General features: G+C 58.8%; 15 protein-coding genes and 2 tRNA genes. 7 read left to right on the forward strand and 10 right to left on the reverse strand.

The features are described from left to right. Positions 1-1,642 precede the first annotated feature (1,642 nt). The gene (gene bcp, locus KRX51_RS02995; RefSeq protein ID WP_218361450.1) at positions 1,643-2,134 is read right to left on the reverse strand and encodes a thioredoxin-dependent thiol peroxidase; all 492 of its coding nucleotides are present in this window, start codon (positions 2,132-2,134) and stop codon (positions 1,643-1,645) included. A 105-nt stretch (positions 2,135-2,239) separates the two neighbouring features. Between bcp and KRX51_RS03000 the strand changes: the two genes are divergently transcribed. Continuing rightward, positions 2,240-2,521 carry a DUF3618 domain-containing protein gene (locus tag KRX51_RS03000; protein WP_218361451.1) on the forward strand — a complete coding sequence of 94 codons (282 nt, stop codon included), beginning with the start codon at positions 2,240-2,242 and terminating at the stop codon, positions 2,519-2,521. Between the two features lie 85 nt (positions 2,522-2,606). Here the strand turns inward: KRX51_RS03000 and KRX51_RS03005 are convergent, their stop codons facing one another. The 3 genes from KRX51_RS03005 to KRX51_RS03015 form a co-directional block, all read right to left on the reverse strand. Further along, complete coding sequence (locus tag KRX51_RS03005) at positions 2,607-4,052, reverse strand: PH domain-containing protein (protein WP_218361452.1); 1,446 nt, start codon at positions 4,050-4,052, stop codon at positions 2,607-2,609. Beyond that, positions 4,049-4,531, reverse strand: a complete 483-nt coding sequence (locus tag KRX51_RS03010; protein ID WP_218361453.1) for a PH domain-containing protein — start codon at positions 4,529-4,531, stop codon at positions 4,049-4,051. Before KRX51_RS03010 ends, KRX51_RS03005 begins: the two co-directional genes overlap by 4 nt. Positions 4,532-4,737: 206 nt before the next feature. Next, positions 4,738-4,813, reverse strand: a tRNA-Lys gene (locus tag KRX51_RS03015). Positions 4,814-5,265: 452 nt separating this feature from the next. Here KRX51_RS03015 and KRX51_RS03020 point away from each other — a divergent pair. Continuing rightward, on the forward strand, positions 5,266-6,471 hold the full coding sequence (locus KRX51_RS03020; protein ID WP_218361454.1) for an Ig-like domain-containing protein: 1,206 nt from the start codon (positions 5,266-5,268) through the stop codon (positions 6,469-6,471). 46 nt (positions 6,472-6,517) lie between these two features. Here KRX51_RS03020 and KRX51_RS03025 read toward each other — a convergent pair whose 3' ends face one another. Further along, a complete protein-coding gene (locus KRX51_RS03025) occupies positions 6,518-7,153 on the reverse strand; it encodes a response regulator transcription factor (RefSeq protein ID WP_218361455.1) in 636 nt (211 codons plus the stop codon). A 5-nt stretch (positions 7,154-7,158) separates the two neighbouring features. Beyond that, positions 7,159-8,424, reverse strand: a complete 1,266-nt coding sequence (locus KRX51_RS03030; RefSeq protein ID WP_218361456.1) for a sensor histidine kinase — start codon at positions 8,422-8,424, stop codon at positions 7,159-7,161. A gap of 102 nt (positions 8,425-8,526) precedes the next feature. Here KRX51_RS03030 and KRX51_RS03035 point away from each other — a divergent pair, with 102 nt between their 5' ends. Continuing rightward, positions 8,527-9,501 (forward strand): ABC transporter permease, encoded by a 975-nt coding sequence (locus tag KRX51_RS03035; protein WP_255549359.1) that lies wholly within the window; start codon positions 8,527-8,529, stop codon positions 9,499-9,501. Between the two features lie 48 nt (positions 9,502-9,549). Further along, the gene (locus KRX51_RS03040; protein ID WP_218361457.1) at positions 9,550-10,287 is read left to right on the forward strand and encodes an ABC transporter ATP-binding protein; all 738 of its coding nucleotides are present in this window, start codon (positions 9,550-9,552) and stop codon (positions 10,285-10,287) included. A gap of 65 nt (positions 10,288-10,352) precedes the next feature. Here the strand turns inward: KRX51_RS03040 and KRX51_RS03045 are convergent. The 4 genes from KRX51_RS03045 to KRX51_RS03060 all read right to left on the reverse strand — a co-directional run bounded on the left by KRX51_RS03045 (position 10,353) and on the right by KRX51_RS03060 (position 13,135). Next, positions 10,353-10,428 (reverse strand) — tRNA-His (locus tag KRX51_RS03045). Positions 10,429-10,522: 94 nt separating this feature from the next. Next, positions 10,523-11,182, reverse strand: coding sequence for an oligoribonuclease (gene orn, locus KRX51_RS03050; RefSeq protein ID WP_218361458.1), 660 nt, complete (start codon positions 11,180-11,182; stop codon positions 10,523-10,525). Continuing rightward, on the reverse strand, positions 11,175-11,975 hold the full coding sequence (cmrA, locus tag KRX51_RS03055; RefSeq protein WP_218361459.1) for a mycolate reductase: 801 nt from the start codon (positions 11,973-11,975) through the stop codon (positions 11,175-11,177). Before cmrA ends, orn begins: the two co-directional genes overlap by 8 nt. Positions 11,976-12,073: 98 nt before the next feature. Then, positions 12,074-13,135 carry an alpha/beta hydrolase gene (locus KRX51_RS03060; protein ID WP_218361460.1) on the reverse strand — a complete coding sequence of 354 codons (1,062 nt, stop codon included), beginning with the start codon at positions 13,133-13,135 and terminating at the stop codon, positions 12,074-12,076. A 399-nt stretch (positions 13,136-13,534) separates the two neighbouring features. Here KRX51_RS03060 and KRX51_RS03065 point away from each other — a divergent pair, with 399 nt between their 5' ends. The 3 genes from KRX51_RS03065 to KRX51_RS03075 all read left to right on the forward strand — a co-directional run bounded on the left by KRX51_RS03065 (position 13,535) and on the right by KRX51_RS03075 (position 15,265). Further along, positions 13,535-13,882 carry a hypothetical protein gene (locus tag KRX51_RS03065; RefSeq protein ID WP_218361461.1) on the forward strand — a complete coding sequence of 116 codons (348 nt, stop codon included), beginning with the start codon at positions 13,535-13,537 and terminating at the stop codon, positions 13,880-13,882. Between the two features lie 485 nt (positions 13,883-14,367). Then, the gene (locus KRX51_RS03070; protein ID WP_218361462.1) at positions 14,368-14,997 is read left to right on the forward strand and encodes an EndoU domain-containing protein; all 630 of its coding nucleotides are present in this window, start codon (positions 14,368-14,370) and stop codon (positions 14,995-14,997) included. Further along, positions 14,987-15,265 carry a hypothetical protein gene (locus KRX51_RS03075; protein WP_218361463.1) on the forward strand — a complete coding sequence of 93 codons (279 nt, stop codon included), beginning with the start codon at positions 14,987-14,989 and terminating at the stop codon, positions 15,263-15,265. The genes KRX51_RS03070 and KRX51_RS03075 overlap by 11 nt, the downstream gene beginning before the upstream one ends. Positions 15,266-15,414 lie beyond the last annotated feature (149 nt).

Consider the following 15,414-nt stretch of genomic DNA (forward strand, 5'->3'; position numbering starts at 1 on the left):
TATTTACTGCCGGTAGCGGAGATGGTTTCGGGTAGATTAACCCAATGCAACTGGTGCTGGGGAGGGGACTGGTCTTGCTGCCGGCGGCGGGCAGGACTGCGGAGTCAACCTTGGTCCTCCACATTTAGGCTCGCTTACGACTCGAACAAGGGCAAGGCGTGAGGCCAATTCCACGTGGTGGCAAGCAGTCGTCGGCGCTGGAAAACGCCAGATATTGGCGGTGTATGCCCTCGTCAGTGCAACCCTAAACTTGCGCGAACTGATTGCGCGTATTCCTTGGTCTCTTCCAGTGTCGGAGGCTGTCTGCAGTGGGTACCCACATGCGGAGTGACGTCGTACCCGCCATACAAGCAGTAGAACGGCGACACCGCCATCGTGTGTGTAGGGCATACTTCATGCGATCGTCGGGAGTAAAGAACTCTTAGCCCACCTAGAACGTCGGGTACGGAGATCCGGTGGCGTAAGCATAAAGTAGCCACGACCAAGCTAGGCCTGTAAGTACAAGCCCGATAATGAACCACGTACCGAACGTGTACCCTGCTTTTCGGACTGGAATATAGTCTGTTTGGCGTGCCGACCAGAAGATCACGATCGCAATAAGAGGACCTGCGATAACCGGTGCCAGTAACCCAAATAGAACGGTTGTTTCGAGCACGTCGAGGGTGAATAAACCACCCAAGTACAAAGTGGCACACCCCACTAAGAAGCCAGCAATCGCTTACAAGATTCGCGCCAATGTTGGGTTCATTAGAACTCCTTACACGAGAGTGACGAGGGTTCCGTTATCAGCAAAAGTGCGGCACTCGTTGATAGCACCGGGTTCATCCCCTTCATGGTGAAGGCCAACACCTCGACCGATACGGTTGTTTATTCGGTACATTAATTCGGATTGGGGCGTAGCTGGGTGATACTTATTGTGGGCGTGGCCAATCTTGCCGGGCCAAATCGACATCGCCCAGGCAGTCTTGTCTCTGTAAAAGGTCAGGTGGCCAGGCCATCCCATCGGGAAAGTATTTCTCATTTTTCCACCCGAGCCGGAATGGGGGTACGAACTTGGTGGGTGAGTTATTCTTCTCCCACATAGTCTCAGGTCTCGTAGCTTTTTCGGCTGCTTCTCGGGTGGCGTACACCCCATAGCAGATAGGGTCACGAAAGCAGGGTGCGTCGATTTCTAGATTCGGGGTGCCGGTGAAAACTCCGAAGAGGATTTGATTGCGGCTATCAACCTCAACCTCAAAATCCTCCCATGTCCCCATCATGTTCCCGGGTTGAGAGCGCCACCAGGTGTCCATCTCGCGTGCAGCATCCTCGGACTCTACGAATCCACCAAGAGGTTCGGAATTATCGGGATATCGGGGATAGATAACACAGACCGTAATTCTTTTAGAAATGTTCATCCTCGGTAGGAAAGTGCGTTATCTGTCGTCTTCTAAGAGACTATTTCTGTGGTTGAGTGCCTTTTCAATGCCGCTCAACCTTGCGTGAATCGCGTATGCGAAACCAATTGCTGCTACTAAAGCGATGATTGACAACATATTTTGAGTACCCCATTCCTAGAGATGCACTGTAAGGCAAATAATTTGTGATCCCAGATCAGAATCTGGCGCCTAGATCTAGACGCAGGTCGTTGCGATTGCGTGAGCTAGTCGTCGAGATCGCGCAGCACGCGGTCGACGTGGCCCTTGGCGCGCACGTTGTACCAGCTGTTCGCGACGGTGCCGTCAGCGTCGACAAGCACAGTCGAGCGGATTACGCCCTGAACGATCTTGCCGTAATTCTTCTTCTCACCGAAGGCTCCCCAGGCGGCCATGGTCTCCTTATCCGGGTCGGATAGAAGCGTGAAGGTGAGCCCGTGGTCGTCCCGGAACTTCTGCAGCGCGGCGGGCTTGTCGGGACTAATGCCCACTACATCGATACCGATATCGTTGAATCGGGCCAGGTTATCGCGGAAATCGCAGGACTCGGTGGTGCAGCCAGGAGTATTGGCCCTGGGGTAGAAGAACACCAGCACCTTACGTCCCGCGAAATCCGACAAGGCGACTTGTTCTTCCTTATCGGAGGTCAATGTGAACGCCGGTGCGGCATCACCGGGCTGAAGGCGATCAGCGGTTTGAGGAGTCTCGTTAGCAGTCATGGTGGCGATCCTAATCACGCAATCGCACGCCGTCGCGCGTTTAAAACGGTAGAAGGTGTTAACCTCATGCGATAGACAGACGAACTTCGACCTCTGGGAGAACCCGTGGCCCGCGACATTGACAAGATTCAGCGCGATATCGAGCGTAACCGTACGCAGCTCGCCAATACCCTGGACGAGCTCGTCAACCGGGGCAACCCGAAGACCATCGCCAACGAGGCCAAGGACAGTGCCCTCGACAAGCTGCGCGACCCACAGGTGCAGGCCATTCTTGGTGTCTGCGCCGCCGCCGTCGTCGGCCTGGTGGGCCTGTCGGTGATGCGTAACCGCAACCGCTCCAAGGAGATCGACCGCATCCGCGAGCTCATTGAGTCCGTCTCCAATTAACGCGGGCTTGGCTCTACACCCGAACACCCCGGATAACCACTGGTTAACCGGGGTGTTTGCTGATCTCTGCAGGGGAATAAGCTAGCTAACTGCGCTCCGCAGTGAGCACATCGGGGTCGACCGGGGTGAGCTCTGGCAAACTACGGCTACGCAGCACCTCCAGCAGCTCATCAGCATCGGCCTCAGCGATCTCCGGGCCACTCATAATCACTGGACCGTTGACCAGGTCCAAGGTGACTTCGGCCAGACCCAATAAACGCAAAATCGGCCCCTGAGACCAGGTGAGTTCCTGAATATGCTTGGTGGCCACCATATTCAGAGTGCGACTCAATCGGCCCTTCCTGGTCACTACGGCCCGCGGGTGGCCGCCATCATCACTGAGCAGTGTCACCGCGTGCTGTCGCCAATCCACCGGCGAGCACCATCTCGTCTGCTTCGGCGAACGATAGGTGGCAGTCTCAGCGCCGGTTGGATCCCCATGTACGTCGAGTTCAGCGTCGGAAAGCGGGGAGATCCGCGAAAGCACCGCACGGACCTGAGCTAAAGAACCCACCGGTAAGACCACACTGGTGCTTTCGGAACCTAACAGCTCGCCGTAGCCAGCAACATCGATCGAAATCTTCCACCAGCCAGTCACTCGCCACAGCAGCGGCTGGGTGATCGTAATGCCGTGGATGCGCTTCTTCTTCACCGTCTGCGACCTACGCTCGGCGAGACCATAGGTAATCACAACGACATCGCCGTTATCGACAGCAGTGAACTTCCAGCTGCGATTGAGCACATTCCACACCGACGGCACCACAGCAATAAGCAGCGGAATAACGCCCGCACCGAACGGAGTGAGCAAACCGACGGCGATAGAAATAGCCACGAAGATGGTCTGCCCCGACAGGGCAGCACCAGCCAGACTGCGCCCAATCGGAATAGTGGGAACCAACTTCTCGCCCGCCGCATCCTGACGCTGCGCCGACGTAGCCACCGAATGCGGAGTTTCCCTGGGAACCGGGCTCAGTGCGGCCTCGGAGATAGGTGACGGTGCATCGAGCATCGTGAGCAGCTCACGTCGCAAGCTCTCCGCCTCGGGCTTCGTCAACAGGCCAATTACCAGCGCTGAATCCTTACCGCCGGCGGTTTCTACTCGCACATCAGCCAGGCCGCATAACCGCGGTAGGAATGACTCCACCACATCGACGGCTTGCACCCGGTCGAAGCGGGCAGTGCGCACATTGCGGTTAAGCAGCCCATTGTGGAAAGCGATTTCTTCAGCACTGATCCGGTAACCGGTGACCCGCCACCACAGCAGCGATATCAACCAGATGACGAACAGCACCAGGATGACGCCCACCGCGACCGCAGGAACTAACCAGAGCGCCGTTGCCTCCAGATCAAAGGCCTCCAGGGTGCTTTTGATGACATCCACACCGGTATTGAGGAAACCAATGGCGATAACCGCGATCAGTGTGGTGGAGGCCCGCAGCAGTGGGGTGAGGATGTGTACCCGGTGAAACTCTTCGGTGGTAGGAGAGCTCACAGGCCACTCATCCTCTCCCGTGCTTTATCCGCCAGGCGGTCGCGCAGCCCGTCGGCAGTATCCGCATCGAGACCACGCACTGTGGAATCTGAGGTAGCCGAAGCGGTGTGAATCTCCACTTTCTTCAAATTCAGCCAACGCATAATCGGCCCGGCGGAAACATCAACGAACTGGATACGCCCATAAGGAATCACCGTGAACCTGCGCCACAGCTTGCCGCGGGCAACGAGGAGGTCGTCATCGGTCTCCAGCCAACCAAGGTTGCGGACCTGCATGGGAATAAGCACCGCAAGCCATATCAGGCCGACCAAGCTCACAGCTGCGCCGATCCACAACCACGCGCTGGTAAATACGGCTAGCACTGCGAAGATAATTGTTGCGCCGGCCGGCCAGGGGAGTTCACTGAGCATGCGTGCCTTGATATAGGCGGGGGCTGCGGGGTGGAGTTCCCGCTGACGAGCTGGGGCGGCGTGGTCCATCAGTGTCCTTTCCCTAAAAACACGTACGCCAGTAATACGCCAAACCGTAGAGCGCAGCCAGCGGCCGAGTATCGAACAACGAGCAAAATATCGACACTATGTTCGATAGATGGATGTGGGGGCGACTATATGTTCCTTATCGGGTTGCGGCGTTGGTGCTGGAACACAAAAACAGGCCAGGAGAATTATCTCCTGGCCTGCAGATTTGGTGCGCCATCAGGGACTCGAACCCCGAACCCGCTGATTAAGAGTCAGCTGCTCTACCAATTGAGCTAATGGCGCTCATCGCTGCCGTCTGTGGCGTTTTCGCCCCGTCGAAGCAACGGAGAAAAATATAACCCCCATCTCGGTGCAATGTAAAATCGCCTGGTCAGATAGGCTTTTTGTGCTGCTCTATGGGGTGTATATCTCGCATATGGCCGCTTCTGTGGACACGTTGCGACGCATCATCTCGGGCAGTGCTGAGACCTTCACGCTTGGTGTGATGTCGCACCCAACCGATAGACTGTCACTCACGTTGCACGAGGACTGCACCGGAGGTTGGCAGTGTTGCCGAATTGTCACCTCCCAGTTCGGCGCAGGATGCTGCTTTTATCGCGCTAGGCGATTAGATTCGCTTGGTAGCTAAGCGTCTGCCCCCGGGGGTTATCCTCTGGCAGCCTGGTTAGGTACGCAGCCCTTCTGTACCTGTGCATCACCCGAAATACTCAATGTTGTTTGGAGTTCCCCCAACGATGGCCCTACCCGCTCTGACTTCACGCCTTGGCCGCCTTGTCGCGGCCATTGCAGCCGTACTTGTTGCCTGCCTCGGCCTCGTCGCCTGCACTGTTGGCGACAGCACGTCGGGGGAAGCCGGAGATACCAAGGCAGCGGAGAAGGTCATTAAGCCCGTCTTCAGCTTCGCCGACGGAGATACCGGCGTGTCGGTGATCGATCCCATCAAGGTGCACGTCACCGAAGATGAGCTCTCTAAGGTCACGATGACCAATGAAGAGGGCAATGAGGTCAAAGGCGAAATGTCTGAAGAAGATATGAGCTGGACCTCCGCCGAGCCACTCGGATACGGGCGTACCTACACCGTGGCTGCCACCGTTGATGGCAAGACCACCGAGCAGTCATTCACCACGGTAAGCCCCAATATCCAGGTCAATACCAGTGTCAGCCCCGCTGATGGAGCTGTCGTCGGTGTTGGGCAGACCGTCGCCATCCGTTTCGGTATTGCTATCGAAGACCGCCAGGCAGCCCAGGATGCCATCACGATCACCACCGAACCGTCGGTGGAAGGCGCCTTCTTCTGGCTGTCTGACTGGGAGGTGCGCTGGCGCCCCGCCGAATTCTGGGAGCCCGGTACCAAGGTCACTGTGGACGCAAAGGTCTACGGCAAGGACTTCGGCAATAACAACTACGGCGCCCGTGATATCTCTTCGACCTTCACCATCGGTGACCGTGTCGTCGCCACAGCCGATGACGCCACTAAGACCATGACGGTCAAGCGCAATGGCGTTATTGAACAGACGATGCCTATTTCGATGGGACGAGACCAGTTCCTGACCCCGAATGGCATCTACTTACTTGGTGATCACAATGAGTCAATGGTGATGGACTCCACCACCTACGGTTTGGCCATCGAAGACGGCGGCTACCGCACCGATGTTCAATACGCCACCCAAATGTCCTACTCGGGCATTTATGTCCACGCCGCACCGTGGTCCGTATGGGCGCAAGGCAGCCAGAATACGTCCCACGGTTGCTTGAACGTCTCCACCCAAAACGCCAAATGGTTCTACGAGAACACCAAGCGTGGCGACGTTGTCATCGTGAAGAACACCAAGGGCGATGTACTCAGCGGCTACGACGGCCTGGGGGACTGGAATATCCCGTGGGAAACCTGGAAGGCCGGCAACGCCAAGCCGGATACCGGTGACTCCGACAACGCCTAAGCCCGAATAATCAGTAGCTATTCGGTACCAGCGCGGCATTCTCTTTCTAGAGGATGCCGCGCTTTTTCGCCTCCGCTACCGCCGCAGTACGCGAACCAACATCGAGCTTGGTGAAAATATGCACCAGGTGGCTTTTCACAGTGGCCTCCGTTAGCACCAATTGGCGCGCGATCACCCGGTTGCTTAACCCTTCAGCAACTAAGTTGAGCACCTCAGTCTCCCGGGAGGTCAACTGCGTTGCAGGGCTGCGCATCCGGCCCATCAATTGTCCTGCCACTTGCCGGGATAACACCGTCTCGCCGCGCGCCGCACAACGCACCCCGTCGATAAGCTCCGCCGGGGCCGCGTCCTTGAGTAAGTACCCGACAGCACCGGCCGACACCGCCCCCAGCACATCGGCATCGGAGGAGTAGTTCGTGACCACCAGCACCTGCGGTGGGTTGGGCTGCTGCCGAATCTGCTCAGTGGCGCCAACCCCGCCAGCCGTTGCAGCAGAGCCGGGGGAATCACCAAAACGCAGGTCCATGAGAACCACATCAATATCCCCAGAAACGCAGGCCCGTACGGCCGCATCGGGATTATCGGACTCGCCAACAACGTCGATATCACCAGCCGATTCCAACACAGACCGCAGGCCGGCCCGCACCACGGGATGATCATCGGCGATAAGAACGCGAATCATAGCTCTCAGGGTAGCGTCGGAATGCGCACCTGGACGCCGCACCCTTCACCAGGAGCGGACTCGATAGTGATGGCGCCACCAAGTGCTTCAGCTCGCCGTCGGGCCCCGGACAACCCAAAGGAATCCGCCGAGGTCGGCGCCTGCGGGTCGAAACCACACCCGTTATCGACCACGTCGAGACACACCTCGTCGGTCTGGAAAGTCAGTGTCACCGCGGCACTGGTCGCCCCCGAGTGGCGCACAATATTGCCGATCAGGGTCTGCGCAATCCGCACCAACGCAGTCTGGGTGGCCTCGGCAAGCTGCGTTGGCTGGCCATCAACATGGAAACTCATCGCATTGCCTAGCGGGGTAGTGGCACAAATCCGGGCCAAGGCCACCGGCACATCCGCACCAGCCAGCGGGGCGGGCTGCAGCTCAGCAATAATGCGGCGAGTCTCGGCGAGATTATCCGCAGCGGTGGTGCGCGCCAACCGCACTCGCTCCACAGCGGCGCCCGTATAACCGGACCGGGAAAGCTCATCATCAGCGGCGTGCAGCAGCAACTGAATCGACGACAAGCCTTGGGCAACAGTGTCATGAATATCGCCGGCCAGGCGGGCGCGCTCATCCAACTCACCAGCGCGCCGCGACATCTGCGCCACATCATTGCGCGCAGCAATGAGCTCACTAATCGCAGCAGCACGGGCGTGCGCCTCAGCCAACAACAACCGGAACCCCAGGCCAGTAGCCAAAGCGGCGGATGCACCAATGATGGGGCCCAAAATGGCACCCAGCGTCCACCCACCGTGGTGTCCAATAGTGCCGATCGCTAACGCCGTGGTGACCAGCACAGTAAAAATGCCAGCGGCCCCGGCGGCAACCTGCATCGCAACGAAGAACAGCGGAAACGACAGGTACACCGCGGTCTGGCTGATCAGCGCGAATACAGTCCACACCGCCAGCAACACCACCAACCACGCCAAAACCAACCCCTGCGTGCCTGGCACTGGCGTCGGGGCGCCCTTAGCGTCGGCAAGCCCCGCAGCGGATTGTTCAGCGGCGCGACGAGCCAACCTGCGCCCCATAATCGCCCCGGCCAGGTACACAGCGGCGAAGCACGCACCAGCGACGAAAGTCTGTGGGCGCGGGTCCTGGATCAGCGTGATGAACAGCAGCGCGGCGATGAGGATATCCAAGGCGATACGCAGGATGCGCCAGGCGCCGGTGAGAGATTCCGGGTCGGCAACAGCGCCCTGGGCGGCAATCGGCGAAGAAGCAGCGACGGACATGGTGTGAGCCTAAGCCCGAATAGGTTGCAACCGGTATCAACCAAAAGTTGGAGCCGAAGAGTAATCCCGCGGCCGATGTTACAAAAGCCCAGGCAGACGACTATGAGAGTCATGTACCAGGCATTGAGAGAACTTCGCTCCGCACCGGGCCGCACCGCACTGATCACCGTCACTATCGGTTTGATTGCGGTACTGGTGACATTCCTGTCCGCACTGACCTCCGGGCTTGCCCACCGCAGTGTCTCTGCCCTCGACGAGAAGCTAGGCGATGGCACCGCGCTGGTGCTCTCAGATGCCAGCTCGGGTTCACTGTCGGCCTCTCGGCTTACCGACGCCCAGGTCGACGAACTCGGTGGTACTGCGCTGTATATTGGCCGCGCCCGCATCGGTGATACCCCGATCATTGTCATGCCGGATGAGTCACTAAACGCGGGTGAGGCGCGGATTACCGACGCGCTAGCCGACCAGGCCCCAGTCGGCAGTCAGACCAATATCGGCGATATCGCCGTGACCATCACAGGTTCAGCCGGCGACCTGTGGCTAGACCACCAGCCCGTGGTGTACCTCTCGACTACCGACGCGAAGACCATCGCCGGCCCGGCGGCCGCGGTGATCACTCGGGAACCCGCGCCCACAGTCGCAGGAACCACTGTGTTAACCGGCCATGACCGGCTGAAAGCCTCGGCGTCCTACGCGGGTGAGCAGGCGTCACTTGGCACCATGACCTCCTTGCTGTACGTCATTTCCGCCCTTGTGGTGGGGGCGTTCTTCATGGTGTGGACCGTGCAGCGATTGCGCTCAGTAGCCATCTCCGGTGCGCTCGGCGCCTCCCGACGTGTGCTTGCAGCTGATTCGCTAGGCCAAGCCTTCGCCGTGCTGGCCCTGGGCATTATCTCCGGCACCGCCATCACCGTCGGTGCGGGCCTGGCGATCCCCGCGGAGGTCCCGGTGTCCATCACTGTCGCCACAACCGTTGTACCCGGTCTGATTCTGGCCATGTGCGGCCTGATGGGGGCCGCCATGTCGCTTGTCCCGGTACTCAAAGCCGAGCCGCGCGCTTCGCTGCAGAACGCCTAAACCCCACCATCGAGCCTGCTTCACCCCGTCACGTGGAAGGACACCACCATGAACACAACGAACCACACCACCAATGGCCTACACCTGGCCGACATCACCCTTGACGTTGCGGACGGGCGCGACACCCGCCGATTGCTTAATGGCATCAGTCTCGATGTTGCCGCCGGTGAGATCGTCGGCCTGACCGGGCCGTCTGGCTCCGGTAAATCCACCCTGCTTGCCGTTGCTGGCTGTTTGCAGCGCCCCGATGCCGGTGCCGCCACCCTGAATATCGGGGGAGAAGTAATTGATCTCGCCGCAGCCAAGGCAAACCAGGCCGCCGCTATCCGACGTGACCACATCGGCATTGTGTTCCAGCAGGCCAACCTGCTACCAGCGTTGAAAGTGCGGGAACAACTTGAGGTGATGTCCCGGCTAGGTAGAGTGCTGCCGCCCTCGGCGAAAAAACGCCGTACAACTCGGCAGCGGGCAATGGACCTTCTCGCCGCAGTGGGAGTGGCCGATCTGGCCGAACGCAAAACCGGTGAGCTATCCGGAGGCCAGCAGGCGCGCGTGAACCTGGCCCGGGCTTTGATGAATGACCCTGCGCTGATCCTGGCCGACGAACCTACCGCCGCCCTCGACCGTAGGTCCGCGGAGGCGGTGACCGAACTACTGGGCACTGTTGTACACGACCTTGGCGCTGCGGCGTTGTACGTCACCCACGACCACTCGCAGCTGACCATCGCCGACCGTGTGCTGGAGATGGTAGACGGGCAGATCGGTGAGCCGGTGGCGCCGCGCTAGGGGCCCTGAACGCATAAAAGAACACCCCCTGGCCCGTATCTCTACAGGTCAGGGGGTGTTTTCTTTGGGGTGACTGACGGGACTCGAACCCGCGACACCCAGGATCACAACCTGGTGCTCTACCAACTGAACTACAGTCACCATCGCGTACTCACACGCTTAGTGTGAACAGCGAGGAATAGCTTAACCCAGCATCGGCACTGCGCCAAAACGCCAGGTTAAACGGTGTTGTGCCCTACTTGACTGGGAAACGCTTCGCCGCTTGCTTAGCGGCTGCCTCGGCAACACCCATTCGTGGCACATCACCGTCCCGGAAAGCTGTGAGACGGTAGTACTCCAGCTCACGCAGGGACTCGATGATGTCCGCCAATGCGCGGTGGGCCATGCCTTTTTCTGGCTGGTTGTAGTACACGCGCGGCATCCAGCGTCGGGCGAGCTCCTTGATGCTGGAGACGTCAATCATGCGGTAGTGAAGGTAGTCCTCCAGCTCCGGCATGTACTTGCGGATAAAGCCACGGTCAGAAGCGATGGAGTTGCCGGCCAGCGGCGCCATCATCGGGCGGTCCACGTGCTTTTTGATGTAGTCCAGGACAATCTTCTCGGCCTCTGCGACGCTGATGGTGGCCTGACGAATCTCTTCGGTCAGCCCAGATTTAGCGTGCATTTCGGTGACCACATCGTCCATCTTCGCCAGCTCATCTTCGCTGGCATGGATCACCACATCGACACCTTCGCCGAGAATATTGAGTTCGGCATCTGTGACCAGGGCTGCTATCTCCACGAGGACGTGCTCGTCGGGATTGAGGCCGGTCATTTCGCAGTCAATCCACACAATGCGGTCGTAGCGAGCCTCAATATTGGTGTTGTGGTGCGACGTCTTGTGCGCCTCAGTCATTAGCCATTCCCTCGTAAAAGCGTCCAATAATCGGGGCCAGCAACCACCGGGGCAGGTAATTACCGGCCGTATTCATGCCCTTCGACAATGCCCCCGGCACCACGCGCAGTCGGTTGGTGGCCAGCGCGTCGATCGCATCGCGCGCGCAGTCCTCGGTGGAGGTCCACAGGAAATCCGGGACGGCCTCGTCGATCTCATTATCGCCATCATCACGCTGGTCCGGGCGCACCGGTCCGGGAGCGAGCAGAGTGCAGGCAACCCCGGTTCCCTTGAGGTCATAATGCAGGGCCTCGGTGAAGGTATTCACGAAGGCCTTGGTGCCAACATAGGTAGCGTTATTCGGAATCACTGTGGTGCCCGCGGCCGAACCGACGTTGAGGATCGCCCCGGAGCCACGATTAGTCATCGCCGCAATAGCGACGTCGGTGAGCTCGAATAAGGCAGTGGCGTTGAGTTCGAACTGGGCGCGCTCGTAGGCACGGTCAAGGTGCTGGAATTTGCCGAAGGTAGCAATACCTGCGCAGTTGATCAGTACCGAGACATGATCCCAGTCAACCTCGTCGATAAACCGTGCGCGCTGCTCGGCGTCGGAAAGATCGCAGGGCATGACGTCGACCTTCAGGGACGGGCCGGACAGCTCGTCGGCCAAGGCCTGCATCGGCGCCTCGCTGCGGGCGGTGAGGATGAGACTGTGGCCGCGGCGCGCGAGTTCGCGGGCGATCGCGCGACCAATGCCAGAGGATGCACCGGTGACGACGGCGCGGTCGGCCAGAGCGGGGGCGGGTAAGGCCATGGGCCTGCCTTTCTGTCAGTCGACAACGGTGCAGTGGTGCTACCGCTGGCATCCCAGCCTAACGCCCCACCGCGCCCCCGCGGGTGTGGAAAGGCCGTTTAGAGGGCCTGGGCTTGAGCGTTGCGCTCGGTGGCAAACAGTTCCGGGTCGTGCTGCAGGGTGAAAGCACCCGTGTAGAGCGCCTTAGCGTTGGCGTCACCGCGGATGGCGTACTGCAAAAATGACAGCGTCAGACCCGCGACCGGTGAGTTGTCCACGTAGTCGATAGCCGATGCGTGGGTGGTGTTGCGAGTTCCCACCCACCAAGCCGGGGCGTTGGTGATCTGGTCGTAGCGCATGCGGGAGAACTCCGCGGGGGCGACGGTCTCCTTATCAGCGACAATGACCAAGGTTTTAGCGTCGGTAGGCACAGTGGCGATACCGAACTCGCTGGGGCCCGGGTTCTGGCCGACGATGGCATTGATGCTGAAACCCTCCACCAGCGGCTGCATGGACTTTTCCATGGCACCAGCGACGGTCAGCGCGGAACCACCACCGGCGGAGTGGCCGACCAGGGCAGTGTTAGTGAAATCAATGTGGTCGTAGAGGGGATTGCCCTCCTCCTGGGCGGATATCACAGCACCGAGCGCCGCAGCGTTTAACTGCACACCGAACCAGTTCAGGGTGGTGAAACCCATGGCGACGATATAGCCGTGAGAGGCGTACAACCGGGCCTGCTCGTCGAGCATGCCGGGCTCAGCGCCAATACCGGGGGAGAGCACGATCAGCGGTGCCTTCTCGCCGGGGGCGAGGTCCGAGGGGTAGATGTATTCGATGCCGGCCGGCGAGAGCGCGTCCTCGGGGGCGTAGCCGTAGCACTCCGGGGCCTTATTCAATCCCTGGGTTTTGGTGGCGATACCGGTGTAGACGCGCATGAACAGTGACTCACAGCTATGGGGGTCCTGTGTGGCAGCAACAGTGTGGGGCCCCGCAGTGCTGTACTCGGCGCGCACAGAACCGGCAGGGGCTTCGCCGTTGTCGATGGGGCCGGTGAACCTATCGATGAAGTCGCTTGCCGACGAGCCGGGCGCGGCCATTGCCGGCGCCATTGGCGTGGCGATGAGGGCTGCGGCACAAGCAGTAGCGATGGCGTCGCGCCGGAAAGTGGGGTGTGTACGCATTTGGGGTCCCTTCGTAGATCCCCACCCATATGGTGGGCGGGGCTCATGTGAGTTGGTTAAGGAAGCCAGAAACTGACCACCGAAATAAGAAAAACTGTCTCACCAGTATAGGAGGCATCCTTTTGGTGGCCTTACTGGTATCGAGACTGCCCGCTTACCCACAACGGTGCGGCGACGAAGATCGGGGCTGCGCCGATACGCACCCCGGTAGGCTTCGGCTTCGCTGACATGGCCCCAAAAGATTGTGACCAGGGAGAATGCTAACAGCTACCCGGAAGTTCTGGGTTCGCGTGAGCTCGCTGCAGCCGATTGAGGATACTGCTGCAATATCCATATGAGGGGATAGAATCGGCAACTGTAAGCCCAAGGAGTCGATTGCGGAGATGGTGGTGAGCGAGCATGACTTCCAATGAGCTGACCTTTGAGGAAGCCGTGGAGATGGCTCGGAAGCATCAGCCGAAGAGATTCCGAGAAGACGGCTGCAAGGTCTTGGATTATGGGCTGAAGATCCAGGGCGGGAAGTACTACGAGGTTTTTCAAGACTTCCCGTTCTACTATGACAACGGGTCAATGAGTGTGTTTGTTCACATTCCCGAACGCAGGGTTATGTACCGTCACGAACCCGAACTTCTCGACGACACGAATCGGTTCCGCAACATCGTGATCGATGACATTGTCGGTGATTGGGACCAAGCCACCGAGGAGCAGTGGCGAGGTCTGGAAAGAGACCTCAAGTACCAGGAATAAAGCACCGTGGCATAGCCCGGTCCGCTGACAGCCCGGTTCGACCCGTCTGGTCGCGCCGGGCTTTGTCATGGAAGACCCCGCCTAGTAGGAGGCGCTGCACCGACAGGGGTTCGATTCCCGGTGGGAATACACGAACAATGCGCGTGAATCCAAATTTCGTTTTCTCCATTGGCGCATCGCAGTACCTAATGGCGTGGGCAGGCAGTTATATTTACCGAATCTACTAGCCGGAAACTACGCTATAACTCTAATCATCCAGGTGTAGCTAGTTCTAGCTTCCACTGATTTTTGCTAATGCTGCTGCTTGGAAATTATCGGCCACGTTGAATCGTTTAGTGCTTAAGTCTGCTCGGGACACGGTTGAGAAGGCTGTGTTGGATGCGGGCACTTTGTATGCGCGGATTCCTTGTCCGGGTGCGTGTAATTTTTGTTATTTGATGGCTGCCGGTGGGGCGAAGTATCCGGGTAGTCAGGGTTTCGGCGGTATGAATGGGTACCACGATAATTGTCGGTGTTTGGCGATTGAGTGTGAAACTGCGGATGATGCGCCGCAGATTGTGAAGGATTTGCAGGCGCAGGCTGAGTTTTTGCGTGAGCAAAAGGGCGGTAAGACGCTGACGACTAAGGACTGGCAGGAGTTCGTTGATGGTGAGCGTGCGAAGCCTCGGTGGCCGAAGCTTGGGTACCCGAAGACTCCGAAGTATCGCGGTGATGGGACGTCGAAGGTGTTTGGCGGGGAGCCGTTGCCGTCGTTGGAGCGCATGCCGGGGCATGTGCTCTTTGGGTGGCGCGATGAGAAGTTGGGGGATAAGCGCTGGGTGCCGCATGTGCCGTCGGCCCGCCGGGGTCACCGGTGGAACAGTGAAAGGCCAAACGCTACGACGTTTCCGCGTTCGTGGTCGGACCAGAAGATTGTTGACGCTGTTCGCGATACAATTGAGGAACCGGATGATGTGGTGAAGATGAACCGAAGGCGTATCTCCTATCGAAAGATAGGAGATATATACGTCAAGGCGGAGTACTCGGTTGTCGATGGTGAAGCTTTACCGAACTCTGTGACGGCGTATCCGGTCACCAAGAGTGAGTATGAAAAGGGTGTGCGCAATGGGCGCTAGAGAGCGTGATTTCGATGATTGGCAGAAGTGGGAGTGGGTTAATGCGCGAATTCCTGCATCGATCTCACGTGAGTTCTCTGAGTACGCTTTGGATTGCGGTGTCCCTGAATCTGCGATTCTCACGCTTATCGACGAGGCGGTTACTAAGTGCGTTATCTCTGATGAGGTGTTCGATCAGCTCAAGGAGTGGACCATATGGGGTTTGAGTGCAGAGCTCATCTCGTCTTGGCAGGAACTTAATGCCGAATTCCGTAAGAACAATAAGTAGGCCATCTGGTTGATTCGTGCCGGGTTCGATTCCCGGCGTGGCCACGACACCTCGCTAATCATCCTTGGTGGATGGGGGGCGGGGTTTTTGTTTTCCACTCCATCGACGCATCGCAGTTCGTGATGTCGTGAAACCATGCTGTGCAAAGG

Source organism: Corynebacterium sp. TAE3-ERU12 (assembly GCF_019209905.1).
Lineage (GTDB): Bacteria > Actinomycetota > Actinomycetes > Mycobacteriales > Mycobacteriaceae > Corynebacterium.